This window comes from Archangium lipolyticum, assembly GCF_024623785.1.
GTDB classification, from domain to species: Bacteria; Myxococcota; Myxococcia; order Myxococcales; family Myxococcaceae; genus Archangium; species Archangium lipolyticum.
This window is the reverse complement of the sequence record NZ_JANKBZ010000006.1, coordinates 374940-391377: the sequence shown is the minus strand read 5'-3', so window position 1 is coordinate 391377 and position 16438 is coordinate 374940. Positions and strand designations below refer to the sequence as shown.

Genomic DNA, 16438 nt, shown 5'->3' with positions numbered 1-16438 from the left:
CTCACCTGTGTGGTGTGCTCACGATGGATGGGCACTTCCCCTCCTCGGAGGAGCGTAGTCCACGGCTTCCTCGGGGAACAAGCCATCCCGGCTCGTGGGATCAGGGCCGCTCCTCCCCCTCAGCGCCCGAACAGGCCCTTGCGTTTCTGGGGCGTCCGGTCCTGCTGGGCCATCTTCGCCAGGCGCTGGCCGAGGATGCGGCTCATCTCCAGGGCCATGGCGGGGTTGGCCATGACCACCCCGCGGAAGTCGTCGCGGCCCACGCTGGCCAGCTCGCACAGCGTGGCGGCCTGGGCGCTGGTGGAGCGGGGCTCGCCCGTGAGGAGGGCAATCTCGCCGAAGAAGCCCCCGGGCTTCACCGTCTCCACCACGCGCCCGCCCTCGGCCAGCAGGTTCACCTCCCCGGAGACGACGACGTAGAAGGTCTCTCCCGCCTCGCCCTTGTTGAAGATGGCCTCGCCGGCCGCCTTGCGCAGGTACTCGGCGCCGCGGGCCACGGTGGACAGCTCCTCGTCACTCAGCGGCGTGAGGAAGTCCACCTTGCGCAACATCTCGGCCAGGGGTGTGTCGGCGTGGCCCTGGAGCTCGGCGGTGAGGCACTCCACGGCCCGGGCCAGCTCGGCGCGGCGGGCCACGAGGATGATGGTGTGTTCGGCGCGCAGCACCGTATTGCCGTCCGGCAGGGTGATGCGGCCCTCCGGGTCCAACAGGCCGATGAAGACGCACTCGCGGGGGAAGTTGGGCAGGGCGCGCACCTGCGCCACCGTCCGGCCGGACACCAGCGCCTTGGGGCTCACCTCCAGCTCGAAGAGGATGGCGTCCCCGGCCGCCAGCGGCAGCGAGCCCGCCACCTGGGGGAAGTCGATGGCCGTGGTCATCTTCGCCACCACCACCTCGGCCTCCTCCACCAGCTCGCTCACTCCGGCGAGCCGGTAGGCCTCGCGGTAGCGGCTGTCCAGCATGCGCACCATGACGCGGGCGCCGCTCATGGAGCGCACCAGCGTGGCGAAGGCCAGGTTCTCCGCGTCGCGCGCCAGCACCCCGGCCGCGATGTCCGCGCCGGAGATGCCCGCCGACTCCAACACCTGCGGATCCGTCGCGTCCCCACACACCGTCACCACGCCGATGTCCTCGAAGAGCCGGTTGCAGGCGGTCGCGTCCCGCTCCACCACCGTCACCTGATGGCGCTCCGCCACCAGCCGTGCCGCCAGCGCTCCACCGACCCGTCCACCACCCGCGATGACGATCCTCATGACGCCTTCCTCCCGCTGCCCGCCTCACCCTCGGGGGCACCCGACAACACGTGCTCCAGCTCCAGCGTGCGCTCGTCCAGCCTGGCCAGCTGCGCCTCGGCGGTGGCCTCGGGGATGAGGCCGGCGCGCCGGGCCGACAGCAGCGCGGTGCGCTCCGCGTCGATGAGGCGGCGGCGCGTCACCAGGACGATGCGCGCTCCCTGCGCCAGGTGCTGCTCGCTGAGCCGGCGCAGCTCCCGCTCGGCGCCGGCGATGCCCACCTGGTAGTCGCTGCGCAGGTGCTCGTAGGCCGCGCGGGGGATGAGCCCCTGATCGTGCAGCACCTCCAGCTCCTGGCGCGCGGCTCGGCTGGAGATGAGCCGCGCCTGCTGCTCGGCCACCGCGTAGGCCACGGGGTCCTCGTGGAACAGGCCCAGCCGCTTGAGGATGCCGGTGAGCGCGAGCCCCTGGATGACGAGGGACACGAAGGTGACGCCGAAGGCGATGGCCACCAGCAGCTCGCGCGAGGGCGTGGCCTCCGGAAGACCCAGGGCCAGACCGATGGAGAGCGCGCCCTTGATGTTGCCGAGGATGAAGACGTGCTGCCAGCGCAGGGGCACGGCCTCGGAGGGGCGCACCAGGCGCAGCAGCAGGAAGGGCAGGTAGATGGCCACCGCGCGCCCGGCGAAGACACAGGCCACCGCGAGCACCGTCTGGGGCATGTAGCCCACCAGCGCCTCGGGCCGCGTGGTGAGTCCCACCGAGAGGAAGAGGAAGGTGTTCACCCCGAAGGCGGCGTACTCCCAGAAGGTGTGGATGGCCACCTGGCTCTGCGGGGACACGTGGCGCCGCAGGTTGATGCCGGTGCTCAACCCGGCCGTCACCGCGGCGATGGCGCCCGACAGGTGGAGCTGCTCGCCGATGACGAAGGCGGCGAAGGCCAGCGCCGTGGTCACCATGATTTCGGCGAGCGGATCCTCGGTGTGGCGGATGACGAAGCCGGCCACGAGCCCCAGGGCCAGGCCGATGACGAGGCCGCCCGCGGTGGCGCCCAGCACCTTGGCGCCGAGCAGGGGAAGGGAGAAGGAGGACTGGCCTCCCGCCACGATGCTGGCGATGGCCGCGTAGGCCACGAGCGCGGTGCCGTCGTTGAAGAGACTCTCGCCCTGCATGATGCCGGAGAGGCGCCGGGGGACGGGGGCGCGGCGGAAGGCGTAGAGGATGGAGACGGTGTCGGTGACGGCGAGCATGGCGCCGAGCAGCAGCGCGGGCCCCCAGGCGAGCTCCAGGGCGAAGTGGAGCGCCGTGCCGGTGGCGGCGATGGCCAGCACCATGCCCAGGGTGGCCAGGGTGGCGATGGGCAGGAGGTTGGCGCGCACGTTGGCCACGTCCGCGGTGATGCCACCCTCGAAGAGGAGCAGCGGCAGGCAGACGAGGAAGACGACCTCGGGGTTGAGCGGGGGGACGCCGGGGAGGATGCCCCCCACGGAGATGAGCAGGCCACCGACCACCAGCGCGACGTTGTACGGAATGCGGACGCGCTTGGCGGCGATGGCGAGCGAGCTGGCGGCCACCATCAGGCCGATGATGAGGGGCATCTCGAGGTGCACGCGGGGCCAAGACTCGCAGATACGCGGGCTTCATGCACGGGTTGTCCGCACTTCCACCGTCATTCCCGGGCACCGGGTCGCGGGCGAGCCCCTGGCCGGGTGCCTGGAGCGAGGGCATGCGGGCGGGATGGGCTTGGAATCCCAAACCGGTTCGGGGGGCCATGAAACACATCCTCCTATCCCTTGCCTTCCTGGCGGTCGCGGCTTGTGGCCCCGAGACGCCCGGAGAGGCTTCCTCGGATTCCCCTTCGACGCTGGACACCCAGGAGGCGCGCCTGGCGATTCAGCCCTCGGGCTCCATTCCCACGGGACTTCCGGCGCGCCTCATGGTGGGCCTGTTCGAGAACAACGGACAGACCTGGATGAAGGACAGCAAAGTGCCCTGGGACGCGCGCTACCGCTATTTCACCAAGGGATGGGTCGACAACTGGGGCTGGTCCGCCAGGGATGGAAGCTTCGGCAAGCAGTTCATGGATGAATCCGCCGCCCAGGGCTTCCTGCCGGTCATCCAGTACTACCAGGTCAACGCCGAGCCGGGCGGCGGCGAGGACCAGTTTCTCGCCAAGGTGCAGAACGCCACCACCATGGGGGAGTACTTCTACGACTTCAAGGTGCTGATGCAGCGGGCGAAGGAGTTCAACAAGCCCGTGCTCGTGCTCATGGAGACGGACGGCTTCGGGTTCCTTCAGAAGCAGACGGGGAGTGACCCCAACAAGCCCGCGGCGGTGGCGTCCTCGGGCGTGGCGGAGCTGTCCGGGCTGCCAGACACGGTGGCCGGGTGGGGGCTCGCCTTCCTCCAGCTGCGCAAGGCGGTGGGCGCCAACAACGTCATCCTGGGCATCCACGTGTCGGGGTGGGCGAGTGACAAGGACATCGCGCACTTCTCCGTGACGGACCCGCTGCAGCCGGAGGTGGACAAGGTCTACAACTTCCTCAAGCCGCTCGGTCTGGGGCCCAACGTGACGGGGGCGACCTATGACGTGCTGGTGACCGACCCGCTCGATCGGGACGCGGACTTCTTCGCGCGGCCTGAGTTCAAGCAGGACCGCTGGTGGGACCCGAGCGACACGGCATCCATCGATTCCAAGAGCTTCAACCGGCACGCCGAGTGGCTGCGGTTGTGGAACGTGACCTCGGGCAAGCGCTGGGTGTTGTGGCAGCTGCCCGAGGGCAATTCTAACAGCCCCAACGTGGACAACACGCTGGACGCGGACGAGGCGAAGAACCTGTCGAACGCGGGCTACAAGGACAACCGCGCCGAGTACTTCTTCGGCGACAACGGCGCCGCGCACCGCGAGAAGTTCGCCAACAGTGGTGTCATCGCGCTGCTCTTCGGCCGGGGCGAGGGCCGGCAGGCCTCGCACACCAACGACTACTACACGGACGGCCAGCTCTATCTGAAGAGCCGCGCGGGTGCCTTCCTGAAGGCGGGTGGACTGGCCATCCCCGCGGGCTCGACCACGACCCCCCCACCTCCGCCTCCGCCCCCCCCGCCCGGCAATCCCGGCAATGACACGGCGCCGTACAACTTCGAGTCGGGGACGCAGGGATGGACCTTCACGGGCCCCGTCGTCACGGGCGTGTCCCCGTCCACCGCGCGGGCCTGGGCGGGACGCGGCTCGCTCGCGGTGACGCTGGGCGGTACCGCGGCCGGGAAGTCCCCGGTCTCCGTCGCCAACCCCGCGGCGACCGCGGGCAAGACGGTGTCCTTCCGGGTGTGGGTCCCCGCGGGCCATCGCATCTCGGGCGTGCAGCCCTATGTGCAGCAGGGCGCGGCTGGGGGCTGGGCGTGGAAGGGCTCGTGGACGGATGGCACGGCGCTGAAGGCCGGTGAGTGGAACACCGTCACCGTGCAGGTGCCCGCGAACGCGGTGGGGCCGTTGCACCAACTCGGTGTCGAGCTCTTCACCGATGCCGCCTGGTCCGGCACGGTGCATGTGGACTCGGTGAGCTGGTGAGTCCGAGGGGCCGCGTGCCTTCGTCCAGGCGCGTGGCCCCGTTCCGTTTCACCGGCGGATGCGCAGGATGACGTCCTTGCGTGGCCCGCAGTCTCCCCGGCCGTCGCAGTTGCTGGTGGTGACGTAGAGGTGGCCGTCCGGACCCATGATGGTCTCCCTCAGGCGGCCCCACTCGTTGCGCAGGTACACCTCGTGCCGGGTGACGTGCCGGGGGTTGTCGGGGGAGAAGACCACGCGGTGCAGGTGCCTGGCGCCGAGCGAGCCGACGAGCAGCGAGCCCTTCCATTCGGGGATGGCCTCGCCGGTATAGATGGCGGCACCGCCCGGGGGCACCGCGTCGTCCCAGGTGAGGGACGGGGTGACGAGCCCCTCGCCGGACTCGCAGCTGTAGAGGGTGGGCCAGCCCAGGTTGTCGCCCTTGCGCACCACGTTGACCTCGTCGTGTCCGCGGCGGAGCGTGTCGCCGCTGGGCCCGTGGTCGGTGAAGTAGAGGGTGTCCCGGTCCTTCCAGTCGAAGCCCTGGGCGTTGCGGACGCCGAGCAGGAAGGCCGCCTTGCCCGGGAAGGGGTTGTCGGCGGGCACCTCGCCCTCGGGAGTGAGGCGCAGCAGCTTGCCGGAAGGGGTGTCCATGGCCTGCGAGTTGTCCGGATCGCGCGCATCGCCCGTACCGACGTAGAGCATGCCGTCGGGACCGAAGCGGATGCGGCCGCCATCGTGGTACTTGCTCGCGGGGATGTCGCCGAGGATGACGCGGTCGAAGGTGGCGGTGGAATGGTCCTCGGAGAGCGTCCAGCGCTCCACGCGGTTGCGCGTGTCGCCGTTCGCGTCGTGGGTGACGTAGAGGTAGAAGCGCCGGTGGCTCGCGAAGTCGGGAGGGGCGGCGATGCCGAGCAGGCCGCCCTCGCTGCTCCTGGCGATCCGCACGGTGGCAACGGGGTTGGGCTGGAGCACGCCCTGGCGCAGCAGGCGGATGCGGCCGGGGCGCTCGGAGACGAGGGCGTCGCCCCCCGGGAGCCAGGCGATGCTCCAGGGGACCTCGAGCCCCTCGGCGACGACGTCGACGGTGATGGGCACGGTACCGTTGGGGCCGAAGTCGTCCTCGACGAGGATGCAGTCGGGAGCGGTCAGAAGCTTCGCCTGGCTCTTGCGGCAGCCGGAGCCAGCGGCGAGGACCAGGAGGGCGGAGAGCACGAGGCGGGTGCGCATGCCGCATCTATATCGTGGGACGCGCGTCGGGAGGTGGACGTGGTAGAGGGCCCGTGAGCCCGTGAAACCCTTCCTCCACCCCGCGCACTACAAGGCTCCCAGGGACCCGAGTGCCTACGCGTCGATCGACGTGCGCATGGAGCGCGCGCTCGCGTACATGGAGGAGGTCCGCGCCCGCTCGGGTCAGCGCCTCACGGTGACGCACCTGGTGGGCAAGGCCGCCGCGGATGCGCTGCGCCGCTACCCGGAAGCCAACGTCATCCTTCGCTGGAACCGTCCGTGGCTGCGCAAACGCGTGGGCGTCTGTGTCCTCGTGGTGCAGCCGCAGCACCAAGGCCGCGTGGACCTCACCACCGCCACCGTGCATGACGCGGACACGCTCTCGCTCCAGGACTTCGCCGCGGCCATGGAGGAGCGCGTCCAGACCGTGCGCCACCGCCGGGATGCCGTCATCGAGCGCGGCAAGCGGCGCTCCTACCGCATCCCTGGCCTCTTCATGAACGCCGCCCTGGACCTGCTCTCCTTCGTCTGGTTCACGCTGAACGTGGACCTCGCCTGGGTGGGCATGCCGAGAGACCCCTTTGGCTCCGTTGCGGTCTCCAACGTGGGCTCGCTGGGGCTCGAACGGGCCTGGCTGGCCATGGTGCCCTACACCCGTGTGGCCCTCTACCTCGCCCCTGGCGCCGTGCGTGATGTCCCCGTGGTCGAAGGGGACTTGCTCGTGGCCGGCAAGGGGATGACCCTCTCCTGCACCTTCGATGCGCGCCTCATCGACGAGGAGCTCGCCGCGCGCGTCCTGCGCCACATCGGAGATGCATTAGAGGACCCCACGTCCGCCTGGGGCCCCCCCGAGGTCCCGCGATAAGCTGGCGGGCATGAGATTGCCGCTCGTCCTCCTCCTGGCGTTCACCACGACCGCCTCCGCCGCACCCAAGCCCCAGGTTCCCGCTGGTTACTGGCCCGAGCCCCGCGTCGAGGCGCTCCTCGCCAAGACCGAGACGATCCGCCTCGCGCCCGACCTCTCGCGCCTCACCCCCGAGGAGCAGCGCGCGGTGAAGGCCCTCCTGGAGGTCGGGCAGATCTTCCAGCGCATCTACGAGCAGTCGCGGCACCCCGAGGCCCTGGAGGCGCACGCGCGCCTCGTCCGGCTGGACCAGCAGCTCGGGGGGCCGAAGCGGACGCGAGACCTGCTCACCCTCTACCGGCTCTCCCAGGGCCCCATCGCGACGACACTTGAGAACAAGCGGGAGGCCTTCCTCCCCGTGGCCGCCGAGCTGCCCACGCGCAATGTCTACCCCTCCGACCTCACGCGAGAGGAGGTCGAGGCGTTCCTGGCCCAGCACCCGGAGGCGCGTGACGAGCTCCTCGGCGAGCGGACCGTCGTCCGCCGTGCGACGAAGGCCAGTCTGGGAGGAGATCTCGCCGCGCTCGCGAAGCATCCGGCGCTCGCGCTGCTGCACCCCCGGCTCATCCCGTACCTGAAGTCGCTCGCGAAGAAGCCCGACCCGAAGACGCTCTACGCCGTGCCCTACCCGGTCGCGTACGCGGACGACTTCGTACGCGCGTACGAGCTGCTCATGAGCGCCGCGGACTCGGTGGAGAAGGGGGATGGGGAGTTCGCGCGCTACCTCCGCAACCGCGCGCGCGACCTGCTCTCGAACGATTACGAGAGCGGGGATGCGTCCTGGGTGACGGGCCGCTTTCAGCGCCTCAACGCGCAGATCGGCTCCTACGAGACGTATGACGACGCGCTCTTCGGCGTGAAGGCGTTCCACGGGGTGAGCCTGCTCCTCGTGAACGAGGATGCGACCCGCGAGCTGCGCCGGGCCCTGAGGGGCTTGCAGACCATCGAGAACGCGCTGCCCTACGCGAACCACAAGCAGATCCGCGAGGACATCCCGGTCGGCATCTACGATGTCATCGCCGACTTCGGACAGGCGCGCGGCACGAACACCGCGACCATCCTCCCCAATGATGCGCTCTTCGCGCGCCGCTATGGCCGCACCATCCTGCTGCGCGAGAACATCATGAAGAACCCCGACCTCTTCGCCGCCGATGATCGCGTCTGGCGCGCCGTCACCGCGGACGCGCATGCGAACGATCTGGCCGCCGAGGGGAACTTCCAGCGGACGCTCTGGCACGAGATCGGCCACTACCTGGGCGTCGACCGGGACGCGCGGGGCCGCTTGCTCGACGTCGCGCTGGAGGACTACGCGGACGCGCTCGAGGAGATGAAGGCGGACCTCGTCTCGCTGTTCGCGCTGCACGCGATGAACAAGGACGGGACGGTGAGTGACGCCACGCTGCGCGCGGTGCGGGCCTCCGGCATCCGGCGCACGCTGCAGAACGCGAAGCCGCGCCGCGACCAGCCCTACCAGACGATGCAGCTCATCCAGTTCAACTGGTTCCTGGAGCATGGGCTGCTCGAAGCCGACCCGAAGACCGCGCGCCTCACCGTCCGTTACGAGCGCTACCTGGACGTCGTCACCTCCCTGCTGAAGGAGGTGCTCGCCGTGCAGCACGCGGGAGACAAGGCCGCCGCCGCCCGCTTCTTCGAGCGCTGGGGCACGTGGAAGCCCGAGCTGCACGAAGTTCTCGCCGCCCGCGTCCGCGAGGCCCAGGGCGCCCGCTTCCGGATCGTTCACTACTCGGCCCTGGGGGAGTAGGCGTCAGCGGAGCGCGTGGAACCACCCGGCGTACGGGGTGTTCTCGACAAGCCGGCGGTTGAAGTCGGGAGCGCCGTCGGTCCACCACGGCGGCCCTCGTTCTCCGAGTGCCACCTTCGCCCGGTGTACCCGCGCTCGCGCCTCGCGCTCCGCCCTCGCGTCCCTGGCCCGGAGCGCCCGGCCCACGTCCCGCCGCGCGTGCATCAGCGCCTCCACCAGGAGCGAGCGCTGCCGGGGCCCGAGCGCGGGATTGGAGCACCGCCAGAGCCGCCCCTCCACCACGAGGTAGCGTCCATCCGGTGTCGTGGGGGGCCGCTTGTCCGTTCGGGGGGGCATCGCGATAACCTTCTCACCCATGGCTGGCGAGGAACGAGAACTGCGAGACACCGTGGAGCGACTCCAGGCGGAGCTGCGCGCGGCGAAGGACGAACTGACCCGCAGCCGTACCGAGATGGCGCGTCTGGAGCGGCTCTCGACCCGGGAGAAGCAGGATCGCGTGAAGGCCGAGGCCGAGCGTACCGCGGCTGACGCGAAGGCCCGCGACGCGGATGCCGCCTTCCAGCATGCCCTCTCCCGGCTCGAGCGCGCTCGCAAGGAGCTCAAGTCCGCGCCGGGGACTTCCTCCCAGGTGGAGCGCCATCGCTCCGGACCCCTGGCCAATGACGGCATCCGTCCCGATGCCATGGAGCAGAAGATCCGCTTCGCGGTGGGAGCCGTGGCGGGTGGCTTCTCCGGCTTCTACTTCGCGTTCGAATGGGGAATCACGTCGGGGGTGGTGACGCTCGCGGCCATCGGGGGCTCGGCCCTGATCGGTGGCGTGCTCGCGTGGTGGTACGGAGACCGTTACTGGACGCGCTGAGGCTGGATGGATGACGGGGCGCCCCCGGTCTCCTGGAAGCGCCCCGTGTGGAACCCTGGGCTCGCGCTACCCTCACCCCGTCCCTCTCCCGGAGGGAGAGGGGTGGTGGTGGTGGTGCCTCAGATGTCGAAGTAGAGCTGGTACTCCATCGGGTGCGGACGCAGGCGGATGGCGTCCACCTCCTTCTGCTTCTGCTCGATCCAGCTGTTGAGCGCGTCCTCGCTGAAGACGTCGCCCTTGAGCAGGAACTTGTGGTCCTTCTTCAGGCAGTCCAGCGCCTCGTCCAGCGAGCCCGGCATCTTCGGCACGTCCTTGAGCTCCTCCGGCGACAGCCCGTAGATGTCCTTGTCCAGCGGCTCGCCCGGGTCGATCTTGTTCTCGATGCCGTCCAGGCCCGCCATCAGCTGCGCGGCGAACGCCAGGTACGGGTTGCAGCTCGGGTCCGGCGAGCGGAACTCCAGGCGCTTGGCCTTGGGGCTCGCGCTGAACATCGGGATGCGGATGGACGCGCTGCGGTTGCGGCTCGAGTACGCCAGGTTCACCGGCGCCTCGTAGCCCGGCACCAGCCGCTTGTACGAGTTGTTCGTCGGGTTGCAGATGGCCGCCAGCGCCCGCGCGTGCTTGAGGATGCCGCCGATGTAGTGCAGCGCCATCTCGCTCATGCCCGCGTAGCCCTCGCCGGCGAACAGCGGCTTGCCGCCCTTCCACAGCGACTGGTGCGTGTGCATGCCGCTGCCGTTGTCCCCGTACAGGGGCTTGGGCATGAACGTCACCGCCTTGCCATGCCGCGCGGCCACGTTCTTGAGCACGTACTTGAACCACATCAGGTTGTCCGCCGTCTTCACCAGCGTGTCGAAGCGGAAGTCGATCTCCGACTGGCCCGCCGTCGCCACCTCGTGGTGCTGGCGCTCCACGGTGATCCCCACCTCACCGAGGATCCGGCACATCTCGTCGCGCATGTCGTTGTGCGCGTCCGTGGGCATCAACGCGTTGTAGCCGTCCTTGAAGTTCGGCTTGTAGCCCAGGTTGCCGCCCGGCTCCTCGCGGCCCGTGTTCCACGCGCCCTCGATGGAGTCGATCTCGAAGAACATGTGGTGCGGTTCCGTGCTGTAGCGCACCCCGTCGAAGATGAAGAACTCGGCCTCGGGTCCGAAGTAGGCCGTGTCCGCCAGGCCCGTGCTCTTGAGGTACTTCTCCGCGCGCGCCGCGATGTTGCGCGGATCCCTCATGTACTGCTCCTTGGTGATGGGATCGCTCACGTTGCACAGCAGCGCCAGCGTCGGCGTCTGCGTGAACGGATCCATCACCGCGGTGTTGGGGTCCGGCATCACCAGCATGTCGGAGTTGTGGATCTCCAGCCAACCCTTGATGGACGAGCCGTCGAAGCCGAGGCCCTCCTCGAAGATGCCCTCGCTCAGCTCGTGCAGCGGAACCGCGAAGTGGCGCCAGCGACCGATGAAGTCGATGAAGCGCAGGCTCACCATCTGCGCGCCGTGCTCCTTCGCGAACGAAAGCACGTCCTTCGCCGTCTTGGTGGTCATGGTGTTCCGAATCCTTTCCCCTGCCGGGTGGGTACTCCCAGGGCGTCGCGGACACTAGGGACGAGACCCTCCGGAGAAAAGAGGAACTTGCAGGAGGGTATTGGCCTCTCGACAGGGGAGCGCGCTGTTGAGCTGAAAACTTCCTGGAAGAGCACCCTGTCCACCGTTGGTCGGCATCGCGAGATGTGGAGGCTCCCCGGGCTGCCAGTCCTGGCGGCCCTGCTCCTTTTGTGCGGCTGCGCCACGGGGGGGCCGCCCTCGGGGCTGCTGACCTTCTCCCTTCGCGTGCGCTCCTTGGCTCCCCCTGGGCCACCGCGTGCGCTGGAGCAGCAGGACCTGCATGCGATGGCAGAGGCCGAGGCGCGGCGGCGACGCAAGAGCGAGGTCGAGGCCCTGGAAACAGCGGTGGCGGCGGTGCACGCTCGTGCCTGGGAGGAGGCCGGGGCCGAGGCTCGGGTGGGGGGACGGCTCGTGTTGCGCCTGAGGATGGACGGGCGAAGCCTGGTCCTCCGGGAATGCGTCGTGGAGCCAGGAGTGGGACCCGAAGGCGTGCCGGTGCGAGAGGCCTCCTTCCGTCTCGCGCTGAGGCGGGCGTTGCTACAGGAGGTCTGGGGCTGGAGCGGTGATGGGGTGGTGGTGCTTCAGCGTTCGTTGGAGGGCTGGGAACTCGCGGATTCCTCCGCCCCCGCGGCTTCCGCCACGCGCGGCATCAGGCCAACGGCCCGCCTGCCGGCCGTGTCGGCCCATGGCTCTTCCACCCCTGAATCCGTCCTTTCTTCGCGAGCCCATGGACCGGACATCTCTCTTCCCGGGTTGGATGAGACGAAGAGGGCGGAGGCCGAGCGCTGGAAGGCGGTCGAAGCGAAGCTGGAGGAGTACCTGCAATGGGGCCTGCGGTTGATGGAGACGCATGTCGCGCACCTGCGCCACATCGCTCCTGGTCACCGTCTCACCGACCACCCGCTGCGTGAGAAGTCGCTGTCGGCCCTCGTGAGTGCCACGCTGGCCTGGGCCTACGCTCATACCGAGGATCCGGACTTCCTGCGCCGCAGCCCCTCAGAGGTGGCCCTCTACCTATTGGCCAGCCGCTCCGCCCTGGCCACCGCGATCGAGCTGGGCAAGCGAGCACCGCCTCACCTCGACTACACCCCACCTCCCGAGGACACGTACACCTCGGAGGAGTTGCTGCTGGAGCTCGCGGTGGGCTTCATGCCCGGTGTGGGTGAGGTGATGGACCTGGATGCCGCCTTCACTGGATTCAGCCTCACCGGCCACCGTCTCAGCGAGCCCGAGCGCCTCTTGTCCGCCGTGGGGGTACTGCTGCCCTTCGTGAACGGCAAGCTGCTGAAGGAGGGAGGCGATGCGGCCCTGCAACGTGTCGCGCTCCTGACTGGCAAGGGCCTGGACGAGGTGCGGGTGCTTTCGCGTGTCGCCTCCCACCTCGCTCCCGAGGACGTGCGGGAAATCGAGCGTCTGTTGCGCAACGCCGCGGAAGGGCGCGCTTTGACCCAGGGGGACTTGGAGTTCCTCCAACGCGTGGCCCTCCGGCTGGAGACGCCCGTGCGCGAGGCTTCGGAGTCATTTCGGCGTGGAGAGAAGCTACCCCTGCTGGGCGTTCGGACTCTTTCGGATGGTTCGCGGCTGTTGCCTGGGACTCCCGGGCACCTGGCCCAGTGCTGGGTGGACTACCAGTTCCGCCACCCCGGCAAGTACCCGCGCTTCTCATACGGGATGGACCCCGAGTGGGAGCGCCTCTACCGCTCCATTCTCGCCAACAAGCCCGTGGGCAATGCCTTCGAGAACGCCATCCTCGCGCGGCAGGGCTATGTGAAGAACACCGCGATGATGATGCCTCCACCCGGTGGTATGGCCTCGGGTTTCATCCCCGACTCGGTGCTCGGCAACCCCGGCGAGCTGGTGTGGGGCAAGCCCTACCACTTCGTCGAGGCCAAGGCGCGCAACGAGCTGGCCCATACCGGCAACCTCAAGGTCATGCTCGATTACGTGCGCGAGTACGGAGGTCACGTCGAACTCTGGGTCCGTTCCACTCTGCATCCGGATGGGGCAACGCGGCTCAGCGCGCCTCTCCAGAAGGTGCTGCACGAGCTTCAAGATCTCGGCAGAGTGACGCTTCTCTCCCACCCCTGATGAGCTTCATGCGTAAGCCTCTGACGACACGCGTCTGCCTGCCCCCCGGCATCCCATCAGTCGAGGTCATGAGCGAGTTCCTCCACCTTGCTTTCGAGAAATTCCGATGGTTCTCGCCGGTGAGGTATGGGGTGGCCTCCCTGACCGGCAGGCTCAACCCGGACGACATCGATTACGACGCACTGCTGCGCTTCTATGAGCAGCGCGATACCCTCTGCGTCACGGCCAGGACGGATCGGGATTTCTTCCTCGTCTTTCCATCGAAGCCCGGCGATCCCCCCTACGCGGGTGGCATTACCTGGGTGACGTCAGTGACGTGTGCGTCGAAAGTTTCCTGGCGTGAGGCCCACCTTCAGCAGGTGATCGAGATCATGCGCCTCGTGCGCTCTCCCTTCGCGTTCTCCTCGAGGGACGATGACATCGAACGCAAGACCCGGCGCTGGGTGCCTCATGAAAAAGGAGGCCAGATCTGGACCTCGATCGTACGGGACTACAGCCAGGGCCTCGCCGGCCTCTTCTGGAGGAACTTCTACGGCCCGCCCTTCATCCGGCTCTTCGGCGAGCGTCTCGCGTCCCTACCGTCCGAGTACCGCAAGCCGCTCGGGGATGAGCTCGTTCTCGTGCAGCCCTACGTGCTTCCCACCGAAGCAGGCACTGACGCGGGGGCGGCCCGGGAGCGCGAGCTCATCGCGCACCTCGGGCCCGAGTGCTTCTACGACCACACACACCACGTGCCGCCCACCCGCTGCCCGGTGCTCGACCCTCTCACCGAGCCTCTACACTGACCGGGATGCACCTCAGCGCTTCGCGCGCGTGAGCAGGCCCACCGAGCCGAGGATGGCTGCCATGGCGACGAAGCCCCAGGTGCTCAGCGATTCGCCCGCGAGGAACGTACCGAGCAGCACGGCCACCATCGGGTTGACGTAGGCATAGCTGGTGGCGAGCGCGGGCCGGGCGTTGCGCAGCATGTAGCCGTACGCGCTGAAGGCCACCAGCGAGCCGAAGATGATCAGATAGCCCAGGGACAGGAGGGCGCGCGGCGTCGGCAGGGTGGTGAGGTGCTCGCCCGCTCCGAAGCTGAAGAGTAGGAAGATGGCTCCGCCGGTGATCATCTGCGTGGCGGTGGACATGAGCCCCTCCGCCATCGGCAGCCGGCGCGTCCAGATGGAGCCGAACGCCCAGCTCAGCGGGCCCACCAGCAGCGCGAGCACGGCCCATGGATTGCCGCTCATGTCGCTGCCGAGGTTGAGCAGCAGCAGGCCGCAGAAGCCGATGCCCAGGCCCCAGCGCTCGGCCCGCCCGGGCCACTGGCCGAACAGGCCGCTAAAGAGCGCGGTCCACAAGGGCACGCTGCCCACCACGATGGCCACCACTCCCGAGGGCACCCACTGCTGCGCGAAGACCACGGCGCCGTTGCCCACGACGAGCAGCAGGAAGCCGATGAGGGCACCCGCTCCCCACTGGCGCGCCGAGGGGTTGGCGTACCCGCGCAGCCGCAACACGAGGTAGAGGATGGCGCCTGCCACCACGTAGCGCACCCCCGCCATCAGGAAGGGCGGGAAGCCTCCCTGGAGCACCCAGTGGATGGCCAGGTACGTCGAGCCCCAGATGGCGTAGAGCGCGAAGAGGCAGAAGTAGAGCGTCCCGCGGCTCATGTCCGCGGTGGTGGACTCCGCCGGCAGCGTGGCGGAGGGAATCGAGGAGGAAATGGTGGACAAGGCGTCGCGCTTTTAACGCCCGACCCCACTCCTCGCGATGTACTCCGTCAGCATACCCGCCAGGCCGAGTGCTCTGCCCGGTGGCTCACATCTGACGCCTGGGGCGTCGGTTCTCCGACAGCGGATACCCGAGGGTGGCGGGGAGGGGTTGCCCGCGGGCGCCTCACGTTACCCGGGCGTGCTCGCCGGGCATCGTCCCCGAGGACGACGCGCGCCCTGGAGCCGAGGCTTACCAGTGAGCTGGACCGTACCTGCCGCGTGGCACGGCCCTGGGTCGCGCGGCGGCCGGAAAGGTGGTGGAATGGGCCTCCACCGCTCGTACCCTGGCCGGACTCCGTCCAGGCGGGCGGGGGATTGAACCGTACCCTCCATCTTCTTAATCTTTCAGGGCATTCTCGCTGTTTTCGTCGGCCGTGCCGAAGCGCCGTTGGGGAGTGTGAGCAGAGATGTCCGAAGAGTTGGGTGAGCGCGAGAAGGAAGTCCTCCGAGCCGTCGTGCAGGAATACATCGCCCGGGGTGGTCCGGTCGGGAGCCAGCACCTGGCGCGCAAGCCGGAGTTCGACGTGTCCTCCGCCACGCTGCGCAACGTGCTGGCGGACCTGGAGGAGCTGGGCTTCCTGGAGAAACCCCACACCTCGGCCGGCCGGGTGCCCACGGACCGCGGCTATCGCTTCTACGTGGACACGCTGGTGCAGCTGAGGGATCCGGGGCCGCGCGACCGGGAGCTCATCCACGCGGGGCTCTCGCACGAGACGGGCATGGAGGAGATGCTCGGCGAGGCCTCGCGCCTGCTGCACTCGCTCACCCGGCACGCGGGAGTCGTCGTCACCCCGCGCCCGGACGTGGCCATCTTCCACCGCATCGAGTTCGTCCGGCTGCGGGAGGACCGCGTGCTGGCCATCCTCGTGGGGCAGAACGGCCAGGTCATCAACAAGCTCCTGTCGGTGGACTTCCCCGTCACCTCGGACGAGCTGCTCAAGGCGAGCAACTACCTGTCCGAGCTGCTGCACGAGGTGACGCTGGAGGAGGCGCGTGAGCGCATCCGTGGCGAGCTGGACCAGGAGCAGGCGCTCTACAACGTGCTGACGGCCAAGGCGCTCAAGCTGGGCGCGGCGGCCACGGACCTGCAGACGGGGGAGCGCGTGCTCATCGAGGGCACGGGCTCGTTCCTGGAGCAGCCCGAGTTCGCCGACGTGGAGCGCATGCGCGCGCTCTTCAAGACGCTCGGGGAGAAGCACAAGCTGCTGGCGCTGCTGGACCGGGTGCAGCGGGCGCGCGAGATGCAGATCTTCATCGGCACCGAGAGCGAGTTCTCCTCGGCGGGTGACGTGACGGTCATCGCGAGCCCCTACGGCAGCCGGGAGCAGGTGCTGGGGACGGTGGGCGTCATCGGGCCCACGCGGATGAACTACCAGCGCATCATCCCGCTGGTGAACTTCACCGCCCAGGCCCTCTCGAGCGCGCTGGACAAGGCGTGAGCCTTCCCTTTCCCCCTCTCCC

13 protein-coding genes are annotated in these 16438 nt (G+C 68.9%); 7 read left to right on the top strand and 6 right to left on the bottom strand.

Going from position 1 to position 16438, the window contains the following annotated elements; genetic code table 11:
- Window positions 1–119 precede the first annotated feature (119 nt).
- Together NR810_RS16540 and NR810_RS16535 are read right to left on the bottom strand one after the other, a co-directional pair.
- A complete protein-coding gene (locus NR810_RS16540) occupies window positions 120–1253 on the bottom strand; it encodes an NAD-binding protein (protein WP_257453573.1) in 1134 nt (377 codons plus the stop codon).
- Window positions 1250–2842 carry a cation:proton antiporter gene (locus tag NR810_RS16535; protein WP_257453572.1) on the bottom strand — a complete coding sequence of 531 codons (1593 nt, stop codon included), beginning with the start codon at window positions 2840–2842 and terminating at the stop codon, window positions 1250–1252. The genes NR810_RS16540 and NR810_RS16535 overlap by 4 nt, the downstream gene beginning before the upstream one ends.
- A 161-nt stretch (window positions 2843–3003) precedes the next feature.
- Here NR810_RS16535 and NR810_RS16530 point away from each other — a divergent pair, with 161 nt between their 5' ends.
- Window positions 3004–4800 (top strand): hypothetical protein, encoded by a 1797-nt coding sequence (locus tag NR810_RS16530; RefSeq protein WP_257453571.1) that lies wholly within the window; start codon window positions 3004–3006, stop codon window positions 4798–4800.
- Window positions 4801–4848: 48 nt separating this feature from the next.
- Here NR810_RS16530 and NR810_RS16525 read toward each other — a convergent pair whose 3' ends face one another.
- Entirely contained in the window at window positions 4849–6006 is a 1158-nt protein-coding gene (locus NR810_RS16525; RefSeq protein WP_257453570.1) for a PQQ-dependent sugar dehydrogenase, read from the bottom strand.
- 61 nt (window positions 6007–6067) lie between these two features.
- Here NR810_RS16525 and NR810_RS16520 point away from each other — a divergent pair, with 61 nt between their 5' ends.
- The gene (locus NR810_RS16520; protein WP_257453569.1) at window positions 6068–6871 is read left to right on the top strand and encodes a 2-oxo acid dehydrogenase subunit E2; all 804 of its coding nucleotides are present in this window, start codon (window positions 6068–6070) and stop codon (window positions 6869–6871) included.
- 10 nt (window positions 6872–6881) lie between these two features.
- Window positions 6882–8672, top strand: a complete 1791-nt coding sequence (locus NR810_RS16515; protein ID WP_257453568.1) for an NUDIX hydrolase — start codon at window positions 6882–6884, stop codon at window positions 8670–8672.
- A gap of 3 nt (window positions 8673–8675) precedes the next feature.
- Here NR810_RS16515 and NR810_RS16510 read toward each other — a convergent pair whose 3' ends face one another.
- Window positions 8676–9008, bottom strand: coding sequence for a hypothetical protein (locus NR810_RS16510; RefSeq protein WP_257453567.1), 333 nt, complete (start codon window positions 9006–9008; stop codon window positions 8676–8678).
- Window positions 9009–9060: 52 nt separating this feature from the next.
- Between NR810_RS16510 and NR810_RS16505 the strand changes: the two genes are divergently transcribed.
- Window positions 9061–9531: a protein bicaudal D homolog gene (locus tag NR810_RS16505; protein WP_257453566.1), complete on the top strand. Its 471-nt coding sequence runs from the start codon at window positions 9061–9063 to the stop codon at window positions 9529–9531.
- Window positions 9532–9650: 119 nt separating this feature from the next.
- Here NR810_RS16505 and glnA read toward each other — a convergent pair whose 3' ends face one another.
- On the bottom strand, window positions 9651–11072 hold the full coding sequence (gene glnA / locus NR810_RS16500; RefSeq protein ID WP_257453565.1) for a type I glutamate--ammonia ligase: 1422 nt from the start codon (window positions 11070–11072) through the stop codon (window positions 9651–9653).
- 345 nt (window positions 11073–11417) lie between these two features.
- Here glnA and NR810_RS16495 point away from each other — a divergent pair, with 345 nt between their 5' ends.
- Both NR810_RS16495 and NR810_RS16490 read left to right on the top strand, forming a co-directional pair.
- The gene (locus NR810_RS16495; RefSeq protein WP_257453564.1) at window positions 11418–13220 is read left to right on the top strand and encodes a pre-toxin TG domain-containing protein; all 1803 of its coding nucleotides are present in this window, start codon (window positions 11418–11420) and stop codon (window positions 13218–13220) included.
- Between the two features lie 131 nt (window positions 13221–13351).
- On the top strand, window positions 13352–14005 hold the full coding sequence (locus NR810_RS16490) for a hypothetical protein (RefSeq protein WP_257453563.1): 654 nt from the start codon (window positions 13352–13354) through the stop codon (window positions 14003–14005).
- A gap of 12 nt (window positions 14006–14017) precedes the next feature.
- Here the strand turns inward: NR810_RS16490 and yedA are convergent, their stop codons facing one another.
- On the bottom strand, window positions 14018–14938 hold the full coding sequence (gene yedA, locus NR810_RS16485) for a drug/metabolite exporter YedA (protein ID WP_257453562.1): 921 nt from the start codon (window positions 14936–14938) through the stop codon (window positions 14018–14020).
- A gap of 446 nt (window positions 14939–15384) precedes the next feature.
- On the opposite strand from yedA, the gene hrcA reads away from it, so the two are divergent.
- On the top strand, window positions 15385–16416 hold the full coding sequence (hrcA, locus tag NR810_RS16480) for a heat-inducible transcriptional repressor HrcA (RefSeq protein WP_257453561.1): 1032 nt from the start codon (window positions 15385–15387) through the stop codon (window positions 16414–16416).
- Window positions 16417–16438: the final 22 nt, after the last annotated feature.